17 protein-coding genes are annotated in these 21,662 nt (G+C 67.8%); 7 read left to right on the top strand and 10 right to left on the bottom strand.

Annotated elements, in window-relative coordinates; genetic code table 11:
* Window positions 1-9 precede the first annotated feature (9 nt).
* Entirely contained in the window at window positions 10-930 is a 921-nt protein-coding gene (locus ROZ37_RS00155; RefSeq protein WP_312656527.1) for a branched-chain amino acid transaminase, read from the bottom strand.
* A gap of 275 nt (window positions 931-1,205) precedes the next feature.
* On the opposite strand from ROZ37_RS00155, the gene ROZ37_RS00150 reads away from it, so the two are divergent.
* Genes ROZ37_RS00150 through mnmA form a run of 3 tightly spaced genes read left to right on the top strand, consistent with a single transcriptional unit; the run spans window position 1,206 to window position 3,447 of the window.
* Window positions 1,206-1,661 carry an NUDIX hydrolase gene (locus tag ROZ37_RS00150; protein ID WP_312656525.1) on the top strand — a complete coding sequence of 152 codons (456 nt, stop codon included), beginning with the start codon at window positions 1,206-1,208 and terminating at the stop codon, window positions 1,659-1,661.
* 12 nt (window positions 1,662-1,673) lie between these two features.
* A complete protein-coding gene (locus tag ROZ37_RS00145; protein ID WP_312656524.1) occupies window positions 1,674-2,333 on the top strand; it encodes a hypothetical protein in 660 nt (219 codons plus the stop codon).
* 16 nt (window positions 2,334-2,349) lie between these two features.
* The gene (gene mnmA, locus ROZ37_RS00140) at window positions 2,350-3,447 is read left to right on the top strand and encodes a tRNA 2-thiouridine(34) synthase MnmA (protein WP_312657469.1); all 1,098 of its coding nucleotides are present in this window, start codon (window positions 2,350-2,352) and stop codon (window positions 3,445-3,447) included.
* 57 nt (window positions 3,448-3,504) lie between these two features.
* Here mnmA and ROZ37_RS00135 read toward each other — a convergent pair whose 3' ends face one another.
* The 4 genes from ROZ37_RS00135 to glnE all read right to left on the bottom strand — a co-directional run bounded on the left by ROZ37_RS00135 (window position 3,505) and on the right by glnE (window position 9,361).
* Window positions 3,505-4,434 (bottom strand): hypothetical protein, encoded by a 930-nt coding sequence (locus tag ROZ37_RS00135; RefSeq protein WP_312656523.1) that lies wholly within the window; start codon window positions 4,432-4,434, stop codon window positions 3,505-3,507.
* Between the two features lie 116 nt (window positions 4,435-4,550).
* On the bottom strand, window positions 4,551-5,003 hold the full coding sequence (locus ROZ37_RS00130; protein ID WP_312656522.1) for a histidine phosphatase family protein: 453 nt from the start codon (window positions 5,001-5,003) through the stop codon (window positions 4,551-4,553).
* A gap of 83 nt (window positions 5,004-5,086) precedes the next feature.
* Window positions 5,087-6,580 carry a CHAD domain-containing protein gene (locus ROZ37_RS00125; protein WP_312656520.1) on the bottom strand — a complete coding sequence of 498 codons (1,494 nt, stop codon included), beginning with the start codon at window positions 6,578-6,580 and terminating at the stop codon, window positions 5,087-5,089.
* A gap of 84 nt (window positions 6,581-6,664) precedes the next feature.
* On the bottom strand, window positions 6,665-9,361 hold the full coding sequence (glnE, locus tag ROZ37_RS00120) for a bifunctional [glutamate--ammonia ligase]-adenylyl-L-tyrosine phosphorylase/[glutamate--ammonia-ligase] adenylyltransferase (RefSeq protein ID WP_312656519.1): 2,697 nt from the start codon (window positions 9,359-9,361) through the stop codon (window positions 6,665-6,667).
* A gap of 139 nt (window positions 9,362-9,500) precedes the next feature.
* Between glnE and ROZ37_RS00115 the strand changes: the two genes are divergently transcribed.
* The 3 genes from ROZ37_RS00115 (at window position 9,501) to tldD (ending at window position 15,826) form a co-directional block, all read left to right on the top strand.
* Window positions 9,501-13,406, top strand: coding sequence for a YhdP family protein (locus ROZ37_RS00115; protein WP_312656517.1), 3,906 nt, complete (start codon window positions 9,501-9,503; stop codon window positions 13,404-13,406).
* Entirely contained in the window at window positions 13,406-14,266 is an 861-nt protein-coding gene (locus ROZ37_RS00110) for a carbon-nitrogen hydrolase family protein (RefSeq protein ID WP_312657467.1), read from the top strand. The genes ROZ37_RS00115 and ROZ37_RS00110 overlap by 1 nt, the downstream gene beginning before the upstream one ends.
* 114 nt (window positions 14,267-14,380) lie before the next feature.
* Window positions 14,381-15,826 (top strand): metalloprotease TldD, encoded by a 1,446-nt coding sequence (gene tldD / locus ROZ37_RS00105; RefSeq protein ID WP_312656515.1) that lies wholly within the window; start codon window positions 14,381-14,383, stop codon window positions 15,824-15,826.
* 4 nt (window positions 15,827-15,830) lie between these two features.
* Here tldD and ROZ37_RS00100 read toward each other — a convergent pair whose 3' ends face one another.
* The 4 genes from ROZ37_RS00100 to ROZ37_RS00085 form a co-directional block, all read right to left on the bottom strand.
* Window positions 15,831-16,172, bottom strand: a complete 342-nt coding sequence (locus tag ROZ37_RS00100) for a BON domain-containing protein (RefSeq protein WP_312656513.1) — start codon at window positions 16,170-16,172, stop codon at window positions 15,831-15,833.
* A 218-nt stretch (window positions 16,173-16,390) separates the two neighbouring features.
* Entirely contained in the window at window positions 16,391-17,797 is a 1,407-nt protein-coding gene (locus tag ROZ37_RS00095) for a sigma 54-interacting transcriptional regulator (RefSeq protein ID WP_312656512.1), read from the bottom strand.
* A complete protein-coding gene (locus tag ROZ37_RS00090) occupies window positions 17,794-18,447 on the bottom strand; it encodes a permease (protein ID WP_312656510.1) in 654 nt (217 codons plus the stop codon). Before ROZ37_RS00090 ends, ROZ37_RS00095 begins: the two co-directional genes overlap by 4 nt.
* Window positions 18,437-19,840 (bottom strand): ATP-binding protein, encoded by a 1,404-nt coding sequence (locus ROZ37_RS00085; protein WP_312656508.1) that lies wholly within the window; start codon window positions 19,838-19,840, stop codon window positions 18,437-18,439. The genes ROZ37_RS00090 and ROZ37_RS00085 overlap by 11 nt, the downstream gene beginning before the upstream one ends.
* A gap of 323 nt (window positions 19,841-20,163) precedes the next feature.
* Between ROZ37_RS00085 and ROZ37_RS00080 the strand changes: the two genes are divergently transcribed.
* A complete protein-coding gene (locus ROZ37_RS00080; RefSeq protein ID WP_312656506.1) occupies window positions 20,164-20,775 on the top strand; it encodes a polymer-forming cytoskeletal protein in 612 nt (203 codons plus the stop codon).
* 236 nt (window positions 20,776-21,011) lie between these two features.
* Here ROZ37_RS00080 and ROZ37_RS00075 read toward each other — a convergent pair whose 3' ends face one another.
* Entirely contained in the window at window positions 21,012-21,653 is a 642-nt protein-coding gene (locus tag ROZ37_RS00075) for a transglycosylase SLT domain-containing protein (RefSeq protein WP_312656505.1), read from the bottom strand.
* Window positions 21,654-21,662: the final 9 nt, after the last annotated feature.

The raw sequence follows: 21,662 nt of genomic DNA, 5'->3' as shown, positions 1-21,662 counted from the left end.
AAGGAATCCTCAGACGTAAGCGAGCCAGCGCGCGTATTCCGGGGCGCGGCCATTGACGATATCGAAGAAGCGGGACTGGATCTTGGTCGTGATCGGACCGCGGCGACCTTCGCCGATCACACGGTTGTCGAGTTCGCGGATCGGCGTGACTTCGGCGGCGGTGCCGGTGAAGAATGCCTCGTCGGCGATGTAGAGGTCGTCGCGCGTGAGCCGGCGCGATTCGACCTCGAGGCCGAGCTCGCGGGCGATGTTGATCACCGAGTCGCGCGTGATGCCGGTCAGCGCCGAGGCGATTTCCGGTTCGTAGATCTTGCCGTCCTTGACCACGAAGAGGTTCTCGCCGGAGCCTTCGGCGACGAAGCCCTGCGTGTCGAGCAGCAGCGCTTCGTCGTAGCCGTCCTCGGTCGCCTCGAGGTTCGCGAGGATCGAGTTCGCGTAGCTGCCGGACATCTTCGCGCGCGGCATCGTGACGTTGACGTGGTGACGGGCATACGACGACGTCTTGATGCGGATGCCCTTCTCGAGACCCTCCTCGCCGAGGTAGGCGCCCCACGGCCAGGCGGCGATCGCAACGTGGACCGTCGCGCCGCGCGTCGAAATGCCCATCTTCTCCGAGCCGTAGAACGCGAGCGGACGCAGGTAGCAGGATTCGAGCTTGTTCGCGCGCACGACCTCCTTCTGCGCCTCCATCAGTTCGTCCTTCGAGAACGGAATCGCCATCCGGTAGATCTTCGCCGAGTTGATCAGCCGCTGCGTGTGCTCGGCGAGACGGAAGATCGCAGTGCCCTTGTCCGTGTTGTACGCGCGTACGCCCTCGAAAACGGCCAGGCCGTAATGCAGGGAATGGGTCAGGACGTGCGTCGTCGCCTCGCGCCAAGGCACGAGCTTGCCGTCCTGCCAGATGAAACCGTCGCGGTCGGACATGGACATGTTGCAGTTCTCCAGCGGGATAAGAGGGGTGAAGGTGCTCGCGCGAGAAGCGAGCGAAAGCTCGCGATTTTAGCGCAAAGGCGGTAGGTCTGGCCGATTTCGAGCGGGCTCCGTTGCCCGGATTCCTGGTCGGGCCGGGCGCTGTCGAGGTCGGAGATGGGGCATTGTGACGTCCGCAGCCCCGCCCGGAGTTCCGCCTCTTTCGCGTCGCGCGGCCGAACGCCGGCGAGAACATCTGTCGCACGGTAAAATCGCGGCTTTTGAAGAGTTCAGCCATGGACAGAGCCTGGAAGCCGAATGCGACGGTTGCGGCGGTCGTCGAGCGTGACGGCCGGTTTCTCGTCGTCGAGGAAGAAACCGCCGACGGCTTGCGCTTCAACCAGCCCGCGGGACACCTCGAAGAGGGCGAATCGCTCGTCGCGGCCGCGGTCCGCGAAGCCCTCGAGGAGACCGCGCACCGGTTCGAGCCCGCGTTTCTCGTCGGCATGTACCAGTGGCAGGTGCCCAATGGCGGGGTCACCTACCTGCGGTTCGCGTTTGGCGGCAGCGTCGTCGGCGGGGCGTCCGATCGCAAGCTCGACGACGGCATCGTGCGCGCGCTGTGGATGACGCGCGACGAGCTCGGCGCGTGTGCCGATCGTCATCGCAGTCCGCTCGTGCTGCAATGCGTGGACGACTGGATCGCGGGGCGGCGCTATCCGCTCGAGCTGATCCGGCACTACTCGTCCTGACTTCGGCGACCCATGCGGGGCCTGCTGCTCGTGCTGATTCTCGTCGCGCCACTCGTCGCGCGAGGCGCGGAGTCGGTGGACGTCTGCTTCAACTACGGCTGCACCGGCGGCGCGCGGGTCAGGTTTTCCGACGCGCAGCTCGCGGAAATCCGCGCGCTGCTCGCCGATGCGCCCGATGCGGCGGCCGAACGCGACGCGGTCGCGGCGGCCGTCGGCCGGATGTACCGCATCGCCGGCCGGCAATCGCCGGTCGCCGCCGACCGTGGCGGCAATTACCTCGACGGCGGCTCGAACGGACGCATGGACTGCATCGACCATTCGACGACGACCGGGCGCTTCCTCTCTCTGCTGGAGTCGCGCGGATGGCTGCGGTTTCACCGCGTTGCGGAGCGGGCACGACGCGTGCGGCTCATCTTCCAGCATTTTTCCGCGGTCATCGAAGAGACGGCGCCCGCCCCCGAGCGGGAACGCGGCCGCGAGCCGCTGTTGCTCGCGCGGTGCGACTGTCAGAATGACGAGGAATTCCCGCGCGCCGGCGAGCCCGAGGTGCAGCCGGCGCAGCCCGTGGCTCGGCGTTTTGTCGTCGACAGCTGGTTCGTCGAGCACGGTGAGCCCGCGGTCGTGCTGCCGCTGCAAGAATGGATGAATGGAGAAGGACCGAATGTCCAGTAAGACCGATCCAAACGGAATGAAGGTGGTCGTCGGCATGTCCGGCGGCGTCGATTCGTCGGTGACCGCGCTGCTGCTCAAGCAGCAGGGGTACGACGTCGTGGGCCTGTTCATGAAGAACTGGGAGGACGACGATGACGACGAATACTGCTCGACGCGCCAGGACCTGGTCGATGTCGCGTCGGTGTGCGACGTGATCGGCGTCGACCTCGAAGTCGTTAACTTCTCGGCCGAGTACAAGGACCGCGTGTTCGCGGATTTCCTGCGCGAGTACGAGGCCGGGCGCACGCCGAACCCGGACATCCTGTGCAACTCCGAGATCAAGTTCCGCTGCTTCCTCGACCACGCTATGGAACTCGGCGCGGAGCGGATCGCGACGGGGCACTACGCGCAGGTGCGCGAGTGGGTCAATGACGGGCGCTCCGAGTTCCAGCTCCTGAAAGCGGAGGACGGCACGAAGGACCAGAGCTACTTCCTGTACCGGCTGAACCAGCAGCAACTCGCGAAGACGCTTTTCCCGCTCGGCAGCCTGTACAAGCGCGAGGTGCGCAAGATCGCCGCGGACGCCGGCCTGCACGTCGCCGAGAAGAAGGATTCGACCGGGATCTGCTTCATCGGCGAGCGGCCGTTCCGCGAGTTCCTGATGCGCTACCTGCCGACCAAGCCGGGCGAGATCCGCTCGCTCGACGACGATCGCGTCGTCGGTGAGCACCAGGGGCTGATGTACCACACGATCGGGCAGCGCAAGGGGCTTCACATTGGCGGCATCAAGGGCAGGCAGGACGAGGCCGGCGAGCATGATGCGTGGTACGTCGCCGGCAAGGACGTGAAGGCGAACGTGCTCCATGTCGTCCAGGGGCATGAGCATCCGGCGCTGCTGAAGGCTCGGCTGACCGCGGCGGACCTGAACTGGATCGGCGGGCGCGACCCGCACACCCACTGGGTCTATACCGCGAAACCCCGTTACCGCACGCCCGACATGCCGTGCGAAATCGAATCGGTCGCCGGTGGGCGCGCCGAAATCGTGTTCGCGCAGCCGCAATGGGCGCTGACGCCGGGGCAGAGCGTCGTCGTATACGAATCGAAGGTGTGCCTCGGCGGCGGCGTGATCGTCTGAAGCGGGCGGCGGCGGTCGATCGCGGACGGATCGGCTGCCACTACCCGGCGTGCGGCGTCACGACGCGCTCGGCGACGGCCGGTAGCGTTCGTGAAGCCGGCGGAGGTAGTGCGCGCACGCCTCGAAATACTCGCGGGTGCTCTTCGGCATCGGCACGCGCGCGCGCGTGATGTAGCCAATGAGGTCGCGGCCCTGGATGATCAGCCGCAGGCCGTCGGTTGCGAGTTGCAGATCTTCGGCCGAGGTCGCGCCGGCGAGTCGCGGGGCGAACGCGCCGAGCCGCTCGCTCGCGACCGCGAAATCCGCCCAGACGTCGAAAATCGCCGGGTCGGTGCGCAGGGTCTCGCATTTGATTTTCGCCGCCTCGGTGAAGCGCGTCGCAAGCTCTTCGATGCCTTCGAACAGCCGGTGGCCGGCGAAGGTCTTCACGATGATGTCACCGATCCGGTCGATGTCGCGCAGGGTCTGGGCGATCTTGATGTAGCGGCTCTCGTAGAACGCGTCGACCGGAATCGAGAACGCGCGGAAAGGCTCTCCCCACAGTTCGTCGATGCCTTCCTCTCCGCTGCGGTGCAGCACGCCGCGGCCGAAGTCGAGCGCTTCCTGCAGACAGACGCCGCACTCGCGCATCAGCGCGTTGTCGTCGTCGATCTCGACGCCGAGCTCCTGCAGCTCCATCAGCTTGTTGAAGATGTCGGCCGCGCGATTGAACAACGCGCCGGCGAGCATCGCGCCCTTGACCCGCTTGCGCTCGGGATCGGATTCCGCTTCGTACGCGCGCCGGGCTTCATCCAGGCGCCGGCCGGGAATGTTGATGCCGTGTTCGACGTGATTGAACAGGCGGCGCGTCAGCGCTTCGATGAGCTGTTTTTTCGCTCGCAGCGTGTCGGCGGGGGGATCGTAGGCCTTGATCCAGTAACCGTCGTAGAAGACTCGCTCTTCTCCGTCGATGACGCGCACGGTGCCGTTTGCGATCGGTGCATTCATGGGCGGGCTGCCTGTCGGGGCGATGAGCGACAGTGTAGGCAGGAATCGCTCCGTTGTGCGGCGCAAGATCGCGCATGCCCGTTTCCCGATGCCCGAATTGGGGAAGGTCCTCGAGCTTACACGAGGTCGGGCGCCACGACCGCGCGCAGGACGGTCTGCGTCTCGCCGTTGCGAACCCGGTTCGTGAACCACCACAGCGCGCCCTTCTTGATCGTCCAGTCCGCCTCGGTGCCCGACAGCAGCAGCGCGGCGAGGCGGCCGAGCGCCGGTTGGTGGCCGACGACGAGGCAGGCGCCGCGGGAATCGGGCCAGCCGGTCGCCGCGAGAATGTCGGCGACGCCGTCTTCGGGGCCGAGCGAAGGAACGATTTCGAACTCGCGCGCAAAGGCGCTGGCCGTTTGCCGCGTGCGCAAGGTCGGACTGACGAGGACGCGCAGACGTTTCGGGCGCCGCTCTTCGAGCCACGCGGCCGTCAGTTGCGCCTGCTTCAGCCCGCGTTCCGTGAGTTCGCGTGCGGCGTCGGGGCTCCCCTCGACCGCTTCCGCATGACGCCATAGCAGCAGATCCATTGCCGGCTCCGTCCAAAAAACGCCGCAGCATGCGCGCCCCCGATTGCGTGCCGATGACAGTGCCCACGAGGGGCCACGTGCATTCAGTCGCGCAAGTTCGGCGTACGGGACAACAGCGCTTCGAGGTCGTGCAGTGCGCGCCGCGCGATCCGCCGCTGGCGCTGGCCATGCCAGCCGGAGACGAACGCGGCAGCGGCCGCCCGTTGAGAATCCTCGTTCGCCCAGTTCGCGAGGCGTTGTCGCGCGACATCGATGTCGTGAACGACTCCGAGGCGGCTTTGTGCCTTCGACAGTGCGCGCAGGTAGCCCTTGCCGTCCTTCCCCTGCAGCAGCGGCGCGAAGAATTCGACTGCGTAGCGCAGGCGTTTGACCGCGAGTCGCAGCGCGTGCAGGTGCGCGGGGGTGCAATCGTGGGCCGCGGCATGACGCTTGCGGGCCTTCTTGTTCAGGCACTTCAGCTGCGTGTGCGCAAAGCTCCTCAGGTCCCTATCGGCGCTGCCGTCCGGCGGCGTCAGCGAGTGCAGCGCCGCCGTGAAATCGATCAGCAGGCGACCCTGCGCCGGAGCGAGCCCATCGTGAGCGGCCGCGCGCGCCTCCGTATTTGTCGCTCGTGCCAGTTCGAGCAGCCGATCGATCCCGTAATCCCTGGCTTTTGCGGCGAGGGGCGCGAGGATCTCGTCGTGGAGCACGTCGAGATCCCGGACTTCGGTGAACCGATCGGCGCTTTCCTTCAGACGGTTGCGCCACTCGACGACGAATTCGGCGGGCAGTACTGGCGCGAACAGCGCGAGCAGCGAACGCAGCCGCCGCAGCGCGACGCGCAGCTGATGCACGAACTCCGGGTCGCCGTCGACGGCCGCGCCCGCGGCGTTCGCCTGCCATTGCCGCAGGCACGAGAACGCGAGGGTGCGAAAGGCTTCAGGCGGATTCTCGATGCCATCGATCGGCGGCGCCGACGCGGAAACCGGTTGCAAGGGCTCGCCGAGGCGCAGGCGGAAACCCCGCTCGGCCTTGCTGGCGTCGTTCGGCCACAGCGGAAGGTCGTCGGCAAGGCGCCGGGCGAGTTCGAGCAGGTCCCGTGCGCTGCCTTCGACGAGTTCGAGTTCGAGTTCGCAGATCGGCTCGCGGCGGTCGCCGGCGATCACTTCGCCGCTGTCGATCATCATCAGAATGCGCGCGCCGTCCGATTCGTACAGGCGGGTTTCACGCCGGAAACGCGTCGTAAACATCGGCGCGAGTTCGGCTTCGTGGCGCCGCAGCAGCTTCTGCACTTTCGGCGCGTCGATCGCCGAGAAGTCGAATTTGCCCGCGAAGGCCTGCTCCCACTCCGGCCGGGCGGTCAGTCCGCCGACCGATTCGGTCGCGCATTTCACCGTCTGCAGCACGCGGCGCCCCTGCCGGCGCGTGCGGACCGCGACCTTGCGCGCCTTCAGCGCCAGGTCGGGCGTGTCGAAGTAGGTGTTGTCGAGCACCGTCGCGTCGCCCTGTTTCGCGCCGCCCGTGAAGAGCGGGTGGCGGCGCAGCGCGGGCAGCGCGCTCGGCGGAAGGCTCAGCTTGAGTTCGATTTCCTGGCTCATTGGATGACCGGCCGGTAGTCCAAGAGGGCGATCTTAGCGGCGCCGCGGTGCGCCGTCATGCTTGCCGGCGCATCTTGAAATATTTCAATTCCCGTCGTCCTGCGCGTCGCCGAAGATCGACGCCCACAGCGCTTTCACCGGCTCGCGTGCGGCGGCGACTTCGTCGGGCGCGACCCGGGACGGCTGACCGTTGAGCCGCTGGCGATGCTGCAGGCGGCGCAGAAGGCGGTAGCTGTCGCCGCAGCGAGCCGCGAGCTCGGCCGGAATCAGGCCGATCTCGCCGGCGATGCGCAGCAGCGCGATGTTCCCGAGGTTGCCGGTGAGCTGCGGATGCGCGTGCGCGTGGCCGAGCACGAGGTACTGCACGAGGAACTCCACGTCGACGAGGCCGCCCGCGTCGTGCTTCAGGTCGAAGAGCGGGCTCTTTCCCGCATGGGCGTCGCTCATCTTGCGCCGCATCGCGAGCACCTCCGCGCGCAAGGTGCCGAGATCGCGTGGCAGCCGCAGCACGTCGCAGCGCATGCTTTCGAACGCGGCGCCGATCGCTGCGTCGCCGGCTGCGAAGCGCGCGCGCGTCAGCGCCTGGTGCTCCCACACCCACGCCGATTCGAGCTGGTATTGGCGGAAGGATTCGACCGACGTCACGAGCAGGCCCGCCTCGCCGTTCGGCCGCAGCCGCAGGTCGGTTTCGAACAGGATGCCCGCGGCGGTCTGGCTCGATAGCCAGGTATTGAGGCGCTGCGCGAGCCGCGCGTAAACTTCGCCGGTTTCGGGCGCGTCGTCGAACAGGAAGACGAGGTCGAGGTCCGACGCGTAGCCGAGCTCCTTGCCGCCGAGCTTGCCGTACGCGATGACGGCGAACTTCGGCGCGTCGCGATGGCGCGTCTTGATCTTGCGCCAGACGAGCGGGACCGCGAGTTCCAGCATCAGGTCGGCGAGCGCCGAGAGGTGGTCGGCGAGTTTCTCGACCGTCAGCAGGCCGGCGATGTCCTGCGTCAGCAGCCGGAACACCTGCGCGTGATGCTGCTCGCGCATCACGTCCATCTGCCGCTCCATGTCCGGTTCGAAACTCTCCAGCGTCTCGCGCAGGCGCACGCGCAGGCCGTCCCAGTCCGGCGCGGTGTGGAGATTCCGGTCGTCGAGCAGTTCGTCGAGCAGGATCGGGTGGCGCGTGAGGTACTGCGCGGCCCAGCGCGACGCGGCGACGAGATCGGCGACGCGGCGCAGCGCCTGCGGGTACTGCTGCAGCAGCGCGAGGTAGGCGCCGCGGCGGCTGATCGCTTCGATGAGATCGAGGCAGCGCGACAGCGTATCGTCGGGGCCGGACGTCGCCGCGGCGACTTCGACGACGCGCGGCATCAGCGCGTCGAGCCGGCTGCGGATGTGGTTCGGCAGCTGCTGGTAGCGCGTGCTCGAATGCATCGCCGCGAGGCGGCGGGCCGCTGCCGTCGGGTCGGCGTAGCCGAGGCGTTCGAGGATCGGCGCGGCGTGGTCCACGTCGCCGGCCGACGCCCACATGCTGTCGAGGGTGTGGGCTTCCTCGCTGGGGTCGCCGAAGACGTGGTCGAAATGCCGGCTGACCGCCGAGCGGTGGCGGTCGACGACTTCCATCAGCGCGTCCCAGTCGGGGAAGTCCATCGCGCGGACGATGCGCTCGCGATCCTCGTCGTTCGTCGGCAGGTCGTGCGTCTGCGCATCGTCGAGGTACTGCAGCCGATGTTCGAGCCGGCGCAGGAAGTCGTACGCTTCGGTGAGCTCATCGACGATCTGCGGCGCGAGAATGCCGCGCTCGCCGAGCAGTGCGAGCACTTTCAGGGTCGGACGGACCTGCAGCTCCAGCTCGCGCCCGCCGCGGATCAGCTGGAAAACCTGCGCGGCGAATTCGATCTCGCGGATGCCCCCCGGCCCGAGCTTGATGTTGTGCACCCGGTCGCGACGCGCGACTTCACGGCGGATCTGCGCGTGCAGCGCGCGCATCGCGTTGATCGAGCCGTAATCAAGGTACTTGCGGAACACGAAGGGGCGGGCGATCTGTTCGAGCTCGTGGTAGCGCTCGCCGGCCAGCACCCGCGCCTTGATCCACGCGTAGCGCTCCCACTCGCGCCCCTGCGTGATGAAGTAGTTCTCGAGCATGTCGAACGAGCACACCAGCGGGCCCGAGTCGCCGTTCGGGCGCAGCCGCATGTCAACGCGGAACACCTGCCCGTGCTCGGTGACTTCGGCGAGTGCCTGGATCAGCTGCTTGCCGAGCCGCTCGAAGAACTCGAAGTTGCTGATCACCTTGTTGCCGCCGGTGTCGCCATCCTCGGGATAGATGAAGATCAGGTCGATGTCCGACGATACGTTCAGCTCGCGCCCGCCGAGCTTGCCCATGCCGACGATCAGGAGCTCCTGCTCCCAGCCGGTCTGCGACAGCGGGGCGCCATAGCGGGCGACGAGCGCCGCGCGCAGCACTTCCTCGGCGCGGCGGATCGTGACTTCGGCGAGCAGCGACATCGTCCCGGTGACTTCGGCGAGATCGGCACGCCCGGCCAGATCCCGCACCATCACGTGGCAGATCACCCAGGTGCGCAGATGGCGAAGACTCGCGCGCAAGGACGATTCGTCGGTGCCGTGCTCGTCGAGAAAGGCCTCCATCGCGTCGCCGTCGAGCGGTCGCGTGAGCGACCCGAGGAGCCGGTCGGCGAGCCATGGCCGGCTGTCGAGCATGCGCGCGAGAAAGCGGGAAATGGACGCGGCGCGACGAAGATCGTCGGCGAGCTGCGCGGAATCGACGGACATGAGGGGAGGGTTCCCGTTCGTTGGTAGAATGCCGGGCTCCATGCGCCGGATCACTGCGCGGAGGCGGTGGACATGGAGCGGATTGTAGCCAAGCCAGCCCGGTTCCAGTCGTGCAGCCCGTCGGCCCGGTTTCTTCGAAATGAACGCTCCCTCAGCCCCTTCAGCGACGCAACGCGCCATCCCGGCCGGAGCCGGCTGCAAGCTCCTGCGCGTGCTCGCGACCGTCGCCGTCGTTCTCTTCTTCGTCGCGGGCGGGCTGTTCCTGTTCGTGCGCGACGTGGTGCTGCCGCGCGCCGACCAGTACCGCACGCAGATCGCCGGGGCGATCGGCGACGCGGTCGGGTTGCCGGTCACGATCGACACGCTGTCGGGAGACCTCTCGGGCTGGCATCCGCGCCTGCATCTGTCCGGGCTGCTGCTGCTCGACCGTGCCGGGCGTCCCGCGCTGCGTCTCGACGCCGTGGATGCGACGATCGCGTGGTCGTCGCTGCTACGCGGCGAGCCGCATTTCCAGCGCCTCGAAATTCGCGCTCCCGAGCTCGCGCTGCGCCGCGAAGCCGACGGCCGCATCTTCGTCGCCGGCATCCCGATCGAAGCCGGCGGCGAGGGCGGCGGTTTTTCGGACTGGCTCCTCGGGCAACGTGAAATCGTCATTCGCGACGCGGCGCTGACGTGGTCCGACGCGCAGCGGATGGCACCCGAATTGCGGCTCGACCACGTCAATCTGCGCCTGGCGCATGTCCGCGGGCGCTACCGGTTCGGTCTTCAGGCGCAGCCGCCCGCCGGCCTCGCGGGCACCCTCGATGTGCGCGGGGACATCGTCAGCCGCGAGCCCGCGGACCCGTCGACCTGGTCGGGCGAGCTCTTCGTCTCACTCGACCGCACCGACCTCGGCGCCTGGCGGACGTGGGTCGATTACCCCGTCGAGCTCACCGGCACCGGTGGTGTGCGGGCGTGGCTCGGCCTTGAACGCGGACAGCCGACGACGTTCGCGGCCGACTTCGCGCTCGCCGGCGCGACGACGCGGCTCGGCCCCGATCTGCCGGACCTGCAGCTCGCCAGCGCGCGCGGCGCGCTGTCGGGAACGCGCGATGCGCGCGGCGCAATCACGTTCGCGACGCGCGCACTGGAACTCGTCACCGCCGACGGCCTCCGGGTAGAGCCGACGGACCTCGACCTGGCGTTGAGCGAGCGCACCGACGGCGAGTACCGCGAAGGCGCGCTCGCGGCGAATCGCCTCGATCTCGGCACGCTCGCCGCGCTCGCCGCACATCTGCCGTTCGAACCCGGTGTCCGCGCCCGCCTCGCCGCGTTCGATCCGCGCGGCAGGCTCGACGCCTTGCGCCTGACGTGGCGCGGTCCGCTCGACGCGCCGGTCGCGTGGTCGCTCAACGCCCGGTTCGACGGCATCGGGTTCGGCCCGCAGGAACGCATTCCGGGCGTGTCGGGTTTTTCCGGCGAAATCGCCGGCGACGAACGCGCCGGACGCTTCCGGCTCGCCGGCGAAGACGCGGCGCTGGAACTGCCTGCGGTGTTTCCCGAGTCGCACCTCGTCTTTTCGCGGCTGCGCGCCGACGGCGGCTGGGCGCGGCGCGACGGGCGGCTCGAGATCGCGCTCGACAGCGCAAACTTCGAAAATCCGGACGCTGCGGGCAGCGCAGCCGGACGCTACCGTTTCGCTGACGCCGGGCCCGGCGAGATCGATCTTTCCGCGCGCCTGACGCGCGCCGACAGTCGATCGGTCTGGCGCTACCTGCCCCACGTCGTGAACGACGACACGCGGAGCTGGCTCCGGCGCAGCCTCACCGGCGGCCTCGTGCCTGACGCGCGGCTGCGGCTGAAGGGAAACCTCGCCGACTTCCCGTTTGCCGACGGCAAATCCGGCCAGTTCCTCGTCACCACGCGCATTGCCGGTGCGCGGCTCGATTACGCCGAAGGCTGGCCGGCGATCACCGACATCGACGGCGAAGTGCGCTTCGAAGGGCCGCTGATGCGGATTTCGGCGCAGCGAGCGCGCATCTTCGACGTCGCGTTGAATGGCGTGGTCGCCGAAGTGCCGGAACTCGGCGCCTCGGAGGGCGAGATCATGACGGTGCGTGGGCGCGCGAGCGGCCCGACGGCCGGGTTCCTGCGCTTCGTGGCCGAAAGTCCCGTCAGCGGGCGTATCGGCGGGTTCACCGACGGGATGCAGGCGGAGGGTAACGGCGCGCTCGATCTGAAGCTGGTGATGCCCCTGCACCACGTTTCCGACACGACCGTCAAAGGCGAGTACCGGTTTACCGGCAACCGGCTGAAGGTCGTGGACGCCCTGCCTCCGCTCCTAAATGCCGTCGCGACCGTGCGTTTTACCGAGAACGACCTCGCGATTCCGGAAGGGCGGGCCCGGCTGTATGGCGAACCGATGCAGCTGACGGCGGCAACCGCGAAGGACGGCGGCGTCACGTTCCGCGCGAGCGGCGCGGCGGCCGTCCAGGCAGTGCGCGCCGCGCACGACTGGCCGGTGCTAGCGCACCTGTCCGGCTCGGCGCCCTGGCAGGCGGTCATCGACGTCGGCGCGAAGGGTACGCAGGTCACGGTGCAATCCGACCTCGTCGGCGTCGCGTCGAGTTTGCCGGAACCGTTGAACAAGAGCGCGACGACGAAATGGCCGACCGTCTTCGAGCTGGATTTTCCGGCGGGTGACGCGCGGGAGACCGTCCGCGCCGGCCTCGACGATCGCGCGCAGCTCGAAGTCGTCCGGCGGCGCGAGGGTGCTGAGTGGATCGTCGAACGTGGCGGGCTTGCGTTCTTCACGCCGCTGCGCAGCGCCGAGCGGGGTGTGCTGGTGACTGCGAACCTCGACGAGCTCGATGTCGACGGCTGGCGCGATGCGTTCAACCGGGATCGGGCGACCGACGCGACGGAGGGGAAAGCCGGAGAGGGGCGTGCGCTGCCGCTCGCCGGCATCGAACTGCGCGCGAAACGCGCGCGCGCGTTCGGGCAGTCGTTGTCGGGTCTCAACGTCTCGGCGCAGACGACGCCGACCGGCTGGAAGGGACGCGTCGCGAGCCCGGAGATCGAAGGCAGTTTCGACTGGCGTGACGCGGGCGACGGCGCGTTGCGTGCGCGGCTGAAGCGTCTCGTGATCGGCGCCGACGACGAAACCGCCAAGGCGGCGTCGGGCGACGAAGCGACAGCGGGCGCCGACGCGGAGGAATCGCCGCGACGCCTGCCCGAACTCGACATCGTCGCCGAGCAGTTCCGAGTACGCGGGATGGAGCTCGGACGGCTGGAACTACAGGCGCGCAACCGGGGCGACCTTTGGCATCTCGACTCGCTCGCGGTGTCGAACCCGGACGGGCGCGTCACCGGCACCGGGCAGTGGCGACCGGGCGCGCGGCCGCTCACCGAATTGGACTTCCGCCTCGAAACGCAGGACATCGGGCGCTTCGCTGCGCGCATGGGCTACGAGCAGGCGGTGCGCGGCGGCAACGCGGTGCTGGCGGGAAAACTCGGCTGGCGCGGCGCACCGACGCAGATCGATTACCCGTCCTTGTCCGGTTCGCTGACGCTGGAGGCGGAAAACGGCCAGTTCCGCAAGCTCGAGCCGGGCATGGGGCGGCTGCTCGGCGTGCTGAGCCTGCAGGCGCTGCCGCGGCGGCTGACGCTCGACTTTCGCGACGTGTTCAGTGAAGGATTCGCCTTCGATCGCATTTCCGGTAGCATCGACGTGACTGCCGGCGTGATGCGTACTGAGGACCTGCTGATCCGCGGGCCCGCTGCAAGAATCCAGATGCGGGGCTCGGCGAACGTCGAGAACGAAACGCAGGACCTGCGGGTGACGGTTCAGCCGACCTTGTCGGAGTCGGTCGCGATCGGCGCGGCCGCCGGACTGATCAATCCCGTCGCTGGCGTCGTCGCCTACGTTGCGCAGAAAGCGCTCAGCGACCCGATCGAACGCCTGTTCGCGTTCGATTACCAGATCACCGGAAGCTGGGACGACCCGAAAGTCGAAAAGCTCGCCGACCGCGCGCGGGACGGCAAGCCCCCAACCAGACAGGAATGATGAGCGTGAGCCAGTCCACCCCGCAGCCCTCGCCGGTTGCGCCGATCGAACCGGCGCCCCTGTTCCGGGTCGCGGCGATCCAGATGGTGTCCGGTCCCGACGTCGCCGAGAATCTGCGCGTCGCCGGCGAACTCGTTGCCGAAGCGGCCGCCGCCGGCGCGCGACTCGTCGCGCTGCCCGAATATTTCCCGCTCATCAGCCCCGACGAAACCGCGAAGGTCGCGATCCGCGAACGGGACGGCGCCGGCCCGCTGCAGGACTTCCTGCGGGAAGCGGCGCGGCGGCATCGCATCTGTCTCGTGGGGGGGACGATTCCGCTCGTCTCCGATAGCGACAGCAAGGTGCGCAACAGCACGCTCGTGTTCGACGAGCGCGGTGAGCGCGTCGCACGTTACGACAAGATCCATCTCTTCGGTTTCCAGAAGGGCGAGGAGCGCTACGACGAGGCGGCGACGATCGAACCCGGGCGCGACGTCGTGACGTTCGACGCCGCTTGCGGGCGCGTCGGGCTGTCGGTGTGCTACGACCTGCGGTTTCCCGAACTCTTCCGCGCGATGGGCGACGTGAGTCTGATCGTGCTGCCGGCGGCGTTTACCTGGACGACCGGCCGCTCGCACTGGGAAGTCCTGCTGCGCGCCCGTGCGATCGAGAACCAGTGCTACGTGCTGGCGCCCGCGCAAGGCGGCAAGCATCCGGGCGGGCGCGTGACCTGGGGGCACAGCCTCGTCGTCGATCCGTGGGGCGAAGTGCTCGCCTGCCGCGACGAGGGCGCAGGCGTCGTCTGCGCGGACCTGGACGCGTCCCGCCTGGCGACGGTGCGCGCGAACCTTCCCGCGCTGCGCCACCGTTGTCTGACGTGAGTGCAGCGTCGAGCGGAAGCGGCTTTCGACCGAGCCCCCCCGTTTTCCGCGTTTCGCAGTGACCCTTTTCAGTCTGCCCCGGTCGAACCGGTCAGCTTCATACATGGACGAACGATGAATACTCCACAGAACTCCCTCGCGGTGGCCGACCGTTACCTCCTGAGCCCGTTCCAGCTCGGCGAGGCGGAACTCGAAAAGACGTTCCGCAAGCTGATGAGCCACCGCCTCGACTACGCCGACCTGTATTTCCAGTACCACCGCTCGGAAGGCTGGAGCCTCGAGGAAGGGATCGTCAAATCCGGGAGCTTCAACATCGAGCAGGGCGTCGGCGTGCGCGCGATCAGCGGCGAGAAGACAGCCTTCGCCTATTCCGACGACATTTCATTGCCGGCGCTGGTGTCGGCGGCCGAGGCCACGCGTGCGATCGCCGACGCGGGCAGCCGCCGCGACGTCGCGGTACGCGCGAACGTCGACGTCCCGAGGCTGTACCGCAGCGACGATCCACTCGCTTCGCTCGACGATACGTCGAAGGTGAAGCTGCTCGAGCGGCTCGAAGGCTTCGCGCGCGCCGAAGATCCGCGCGTCACGCAGGTCATGGCGAGCATCTCCGGTTCGTGGGAAGTGATCATGGTAATGCGCAGCGACGGGCATCGGGCCGCGGACATCCGGCCGCTCGCCCGCGTCTCGCTCACCGTCATCATGGAAGACAAGGGCAATCGGGAGCAGGGCAGCGCCGGCGGTGGTGGGCGCTTCGACTACGCGTACTTCGACGACGACCGGCTGCGCGAATACGCGCGGGCGGCGGTGCATCAGGCGCGCGTCAATCTCGACGCGGGACCGGCGCCGGCGGGCACGATGAGCGTCATCCTCGGCCCGGGCTGGCCGGGAATCCTGCTGCACGAGGCGATCGGACACGGACTCGAAGGCGACTTCAACCGCAAGGGCAGCTCGGCCTTTTCGGGCCGCATCGGCCAACAGGTCGCGGCGAAAGGCGTCACCGTCGTCGACGACGGCACGCTGCCCGACCGTCGCGGGTCGCTGACGATCGACGACGAGGGCAACCCGACGCAGCGCACGGTGCTGATCGAAGATGGCGTGCTGACCGGCTACATGCAGGACACGATGAACGCGCGTTTGATGGGTGTGAAGTCGACCGGCAACGGTCGGCGCGAGTCGTTCGCGCACCTGCCCCTGCCGCGCATGACCAACACCTACATGCTGAACGGCGACAAGGAGCGCGAGGAGATCATCAAGTCGGTGAAAAAAGGCCTGTACGCGGTGAACTTCGGCGGCGGACAGGTCGACATCACCTCGGGCAAATTCGTCTTCTCGACCGCCGAGGCTTACCTGATCGAGGATGGCAAGGTGACACGCCCCGTGAAGGGCGCGACGCTGATTGGCAACGGCCCCGATGCGCTGACCCGCGTATCGATGATCGGGAACGACATGCAACTCGATCCGGGCGTCGGAACCTGCGGCAAGGACGGCCAGAGCGTACCGGTCGGCGTCGGTCTCCCGACGCTCCGCATCGATGGCCTGACCGTCGGCGGCACCGCGTGACGGCTTAGCGCTCGACGACTTCGATCGCGTTGTCGATCCCGCGCACGCCTCGAACCGTTCCAGCGGCGCGCTGCGCGCGTTCTCGTTGTTCCTCGTTGCGAACGACGCCGGCGAGCGTCACCTGTCCGCTGTAGGCGGAGACGGCGATGTGCGCTTGCGCGAGGTCCGGGTCGGCGACGATCGCATTCTTGACCTCCCGCTGCGTGTTGCGGTCGCGATCGTCCCCGAGGACCGGCGTGGTCGCCTGTGCCGCGGCCGCCATGCTTGCCGCGAGCGCGGGCGGCGCGATGGCGAACGCAATCGCGGTGGTCGTGAGGATCGAGGCGATTGTCTTGCGTGTGATCATCCGGGGTCCCTTCTTCGTTGTTGTCGGAAGCGGCGGCGAGGACCGCCGCGGTCCTTTTGCAGGTCGCGTGCCAGCAGCGGGATGTGCCGGTTTCTCAAGGGCTTCGCGGGGCCACGGGGAACGTCGGTTGCTTGCGTAATGGAACGGACCGGGCAAAAGTGTCGGGGCGCGGCGACGCGTGGCCGTGCCTGTTCCACAACTCCCTGATTAACAGGAGTTTACTGCTGTCGCTCGCGGGAGACGTCGCCGGTTTCGCCGCGGAACAGGCTCGGTGTCAGCGCGTGCCGCTGCAGCAGGCGGTAGAACTCCGTGCGGTTGCGGTCGGCGAGCCGGGCGGCGTCCGACACGTTGCCGTCGGTGAGCTTCAGCAACTGGATCAGGTAGTTGCGCTCGAAGCGCTGCTTCGCCTCCGCATAGCTCAAGGCTTCGATGCTCGGCACCCGCAGCGCGCGTTCGACGAGCGCGAGGGGAATCAGCGGTGTCGTCGCGAGCGCGCACGCCTGCTCGACGACGTTCTGCAGTTGGCGGATATTGCCCGGCCAGGCGGCCGTCGCGAGCGCTTCGAGCGCCTCGGGCGCGAAGCCGCGCAGTCGCTTTTGATATTTGCGGCTCAGCACGTGCAGGAAGTGGTTCGCGAGCAGCGGGATGTCCTCGCGCCGCTGGTCGAGCGTCGGTAGCGTCAGGCTGACGACGTTGAGCCGGTAGAACAGGTCCTCGCGGAACTGCCCTTCGGCGAGCGCCTGCTCCAAGTCGCGGTGCGTCGCCGAGATGATGCGCACGTCGATCGGCTCGGCGCGGCTCGCGCCGACCGGACGCACCGCGCGCTCCTGCAGCACGCGCAACAGCTTCACCTGCAGCGCGAGCGGCATGTCGCCGATCTCGTCGAGGAACACGGTGCCGCGATTCGCGGTGAGGAAAAGCCCGGTGTTGGCGGTCGCCGCGCCGGTGAATGCGCCTTTCACGTGGCCGAAGAGTTCCGATTCCAGCAGCTGTTCCGGAATCGCGCCGCAGTTGATCGCGACGAACGGCGCCTTCGCCCGCGGGCTCACGCGGTGGATTGCGCGCGCGAGCAGCTCCTTGCCGGTGCCGCTGTCGCCGCGGATCAGGATGCTCGCGTCGGACGCGGCCACCAGTCGCGCTTCGTCGAGCACGGTCGCCATGTGATTGCTGTGGCTGATGATCTCGTCGTGCCAGCCGATGTCGGTAGCGTCCTCCGGCGCGTGTGCGACGCCGCCGACTTGCAGCGCCTGGGCGATCTTTTCGAGCAGCGCCTTGCTGTCGAACGGTTTCGTGAGATAGCCGAAGACGCCGCGCGAGGTCGCCTCGACCGCGTCCGGAATGCTTCCATGCGCCGTCAGCAGGATCACCGGCAGGCCCGGGCACGTGCGCTGGATTTCCTCGAAGAGCGCGAGGCCGTCGCCGTCGGGAAGCCGCACGTCGCTGACGACAAGACCGAAGCGGTCGACCGCCAGCCGATTCAGCGCGCCTTCGACGGTCTCCGCCGTGCTGACGCGGTAGCCGCTCGCGCGCAGCCGCATCGACAGCAGCTTCAGGAGATCGGTGTCGTCGTCGACGAGCAGCAGGTGGGCGTCGCGCGTCGGAGCAGAGGGCGGGGTGGACTTCATCGCGGCGGTTTCCGTGGCGAGGTGGGCGGTGCGGGCGGAGACGAGGCTCCGGGAGGCGTCGGCAGCGTGCGTTCGATTTCGGTCAGCGCATCGAGCTTCTCCCGCAACTGTTCCCCGCTGCGCTGGCTGTCCTTGAGTTGCTGGCCGACGCGCTCGAGCTGCTGGGTCAGCCGTTCGGCGGTGGCTTCCAGCCGCTGGCGCTCGACCAGCTGGTCGGACAGCAGCCGGACGAGCGGATGCAGCGCGATCGCGTCTGGCGTCCGCTGCGCGGCCACTGCCCCGAGCAGCGCGAGCGCGCGGGGGAGGTTGGTGGGGCGCTCGGGGTGGCTGAGCAGGATAGCCTGCTGGACCAAAACCAGCGGGGTCGCGGGTGCATTGTTTAGGGCCGCGCGTTCGCTCGCGAGTTCCGCCGGTGCGGCGGTCGCGAGAAGACGATGGTATTCGAGCGCGGCCGTCACGCCGTCCGCAGCTTCCTCACGCGTCGCCGCTGGGGGGCGGGATGGGCCCGCGTCTTTCGTGGGCACATCCGCACAGCCGGCGAGCGACGCCACTACCACCAGCATCAGCGCGGTGTGCGCACCGAAGAGACGTCGCGCGCCGCTCGACCGTTTCCGAAATGAAGCGGGGTGTCGCGGATGGTCATTTTTCATGCGGGAGTTCGATCCTGAAATGGGCTCCGGCGCTCGACGGCAGGAGCTGTACGTGGCCGCCGTGGGCCGTGACGAATTCACGGACGATCGACAGGCCGAGTCCGCTGCCGTGGCGCGGCGTCTCGGGCTGACGGCTGCCCTGGAAAAAAGGTTCGAAAAGCCGCTCGGCTTCGTCGGCCGATACGCCGGGCCCGTTGTCGATGCAGTCGATTCGGACCTTCCCGTGCGAGGCGCCGAGTTCGAGACGGACCTCTCCTTCGTGTGGGCTGAACGAAATCGCGTTCGCGAGCAGGTTCGTGAGCACGATGTGGAGCTTGTCCGCGTCGGCCAGAAACGGTGGCGGATTGCCGCGGACTTCGACGCGGATGTTGCGCTTCTGGATCGACAGCTGCTGTTCGGCGACCACCGATTCGGCGAGCGCGCGCAGCTCGAGCCGACGCCGCTTCAGGCTGCGGGCGTCGAACACCGCGGCGTTGTAGCCGAGCAATCCTTCGATCCGTTGCTGCAAGGAGCGGGTGTTGTGTTCGAGGATGCCTACGACCTCCCGTTGTTCGCTGCTCAATTGGCCGACGACGCCGTCCGCGAGCAAAGCGATGCCTTCGCGTACCGACGCGAGCGGCGTTTTCAGTTCATGCGAGACGTGGCGCAGCACGCGCATCCGGTTGGCCTCGAGGTCGGCGAGGCGAATCCTCAGCCAGTCGAGCCGCCGCCCGACGCGCCGCAGGTCGGCGGGACCGTAGATGAATACCGGCTGATCGAAGCGGCTTTCTCCGAGTGCATCGATCGCGCGTTCGACCCGCTTCAGCGGACGTACGATCCACCATCCGGTCAGCGCCGCAAGCACGAATGCAGCGACCAGCGCGACGAGCAGCAGCCAGGCGAGCCGCGTCCGGTTGTGCTCGAGTTCTTCGAGCAGCTGTTGGCCGTAGCGCTCGGTCTGCACACGGATCGCGTCCGTGAGTTCATCGTTCAGCGTCGGCAGGTGCGCAAGTGCGTCGAGCGTGGGTTCAGGTCCCGCGCGCGCCTCCAGTGCGGCTTCCGCGTTGCCCAAAGCGTCCTTCCACCGCACGACGAGCGTGTCCATCTTCGGTCCGCCCACTTCGGTGATGCGGTCGAGCGCGCGGAGCGCCTCGTCGCGGGCCTGCCGAAAACGCTGCAGCAGCACGGGGTCGTCGAGGACGAGAAACTGGCGCGCGCTGCGCTCCATGTCGACCGTGCGTTCGCCCAGTTGCTGGACTGCCGTGGAAAGCTGCAACGTGTCGAAGGTTCCGTCGCGACTGCGCCCAGCAAAATCTTCGAGCGCAAGAAGACCGCCGAGCGCTGCGGAGCCGAGTATCGAAGCGATCAGCAGGAAGCTCGCAAGCAGCGTATGGCTGAAGGACAGGCGGGACACGAGGCGGGGTCGAGCGTAGTCCGGTCGGCAAGTTTAGATGCGGCCCCTCAGGGCGGGCGTAAGAAAATGCAAGTTGGCGCGGCCGGCGCGGGCCATGTCGCTCGACAGCGACAACAAACATTCCTTGCAAACTAATGAGTTGCAGGAAATCGGCGTTGCCGATGTCGCCAAACACCGACATTGTGCGTAGAAATGTTCTGATGGTCTCGCAGCAGTTCCCTTCAAGTGATTGAAGTCACTAAATTTAGTCATGTTGGTATGGGTATTGCTCAGCACGTGCTCACGGTGAGAGCCGTCGGACCCGAATTCACCAAGGAGAGACCATGTTCAGCAAAACCTCCGTGTTCCCAAAGATGGCAGATCCCCAGCCCGCGCGTGGCCAACGTACCGGCCCCGGCGCTGTCGCGTCCGGTCCCGCATCCAGCCTGACTTCGTCGAGCGACCCGGCCCATGGCCTGCGTGAGCCGGTTTCCCATTCACCCCTTTCGTCCTCGCCGTCAGCGGCGTCGTCCTCCGGCCAGACTCCGGGCGCCGATGACCAGAATGCCGGCAGCCGCCTGATTGTCGGTCCGGACGTAAAGCTGAAGGGTGCCGAAATTCTCGACTGCGACACGCTCGTCGTCGAAGGCCGCGTCGAGGCGACGATGGATAGTCGCGTGATCCGCATCGCCGAAAACGGCTCGTTCGCTGGGACCGTCGGCATTGACGTCGCGGAAGTCCGGGGACGCTTCGACGGCGAACTGACCGCGCGGAGCCAGTTGATCATCCACTCGACCGGACGCGTCAGCGGCAAGATCCGCTATGGAAAGATCCTGATCGAGGAGGGCGGTGAGCTTTCCGGGGACGTCCAGTCGCTGTCATCGAGCAAGGACTCGTCGCGCACCGGGTCGCGTGAGGAGCCGCCGAAAGTCATTCCGGTCGCGGCAGCCGGTTGACCGGGTGTCGGGCGTTGACGACGCCCGACCTCATTGCTGATGAGGCAAGGTGCCCTCGACCTTTCGTTCGCGGCTTGTTTCCGCTTCGGCTCCGCAGAACGAGGGCGGAGGGGCGGGAAAACGGCGCGTAGCCGAAGCGGGGAACGCCGGGCCGTAACGGCTGATCGGGCATCTATGAGGGTGCCCCGGAGCGTGCGACGTACGCGGGGGTGTGCGCGCCGACTCGGTCGTGAGTGTCAGTTCGCGCTTCGCCCCGAGCCGCCCACGGCGAGCCGCATCGGGTCCCAGCCCCAGTGCTTTTCCCACGCCGCGCGGACGAGGTTCGGGTATTCGGGCCGCCCCAGGCTTCCGTTGTAGCGTCCGAGGGCGCGGAAGAGGTCGCCCTTTTCGACGTCGAGGTAGTGACGCAGGATCGTGCACCCGTAGCGCAGGTTCGTGCGCAAATGGAAGAGATTGTCCGCGGGCAGTCCGATCGTCTTGATCCAGAACGGCATGACCTGCATGAAACCGCGCGCGCCGGCGCTCGACACCGCGTACTTGCGGAACGCGCTTTCCACCTGGATCAGACCGAGAACGAGCTGCGGGTCGAGGCCTGCGCGCGTGGCCTCGTAGTGGACCGCTGTGAGGAGTTCCTCGCGATAATTCCGATCGGGAATGCGCTTTTCGAGGCGGCGGGACATCTCCGCGAGCCATCCCGCGCGCTCCGTCGCGTCCGCGATCGGCAATTCGGGCGCCCCCGCGTCGCTGACGGCAGCGTGTAGCGCGGCCCGCACACTCGCCGACATCGGTTCGTAGGCCTGGTTGCCGGCGAACGCCGACCCCGCGGCGAGGCCGGCGCAAAGCGCGACGTGCGACAGGATTCGGCGGGCGGGCGTCATGCTGCCGTT

This window comes from Aromatoleum sp. (assembly GCF_032027225.1).
Lineage (GTDB): Bacteria > Pseudomonadota > Gammaproteobacteria > Burkholderiales > Rhodocyclaceae > Aromatoleum.
Note: the sequence above shows the minus strand (reverse complement) of the source record. Positions and strands in the feature narration are given on the sequence as shown.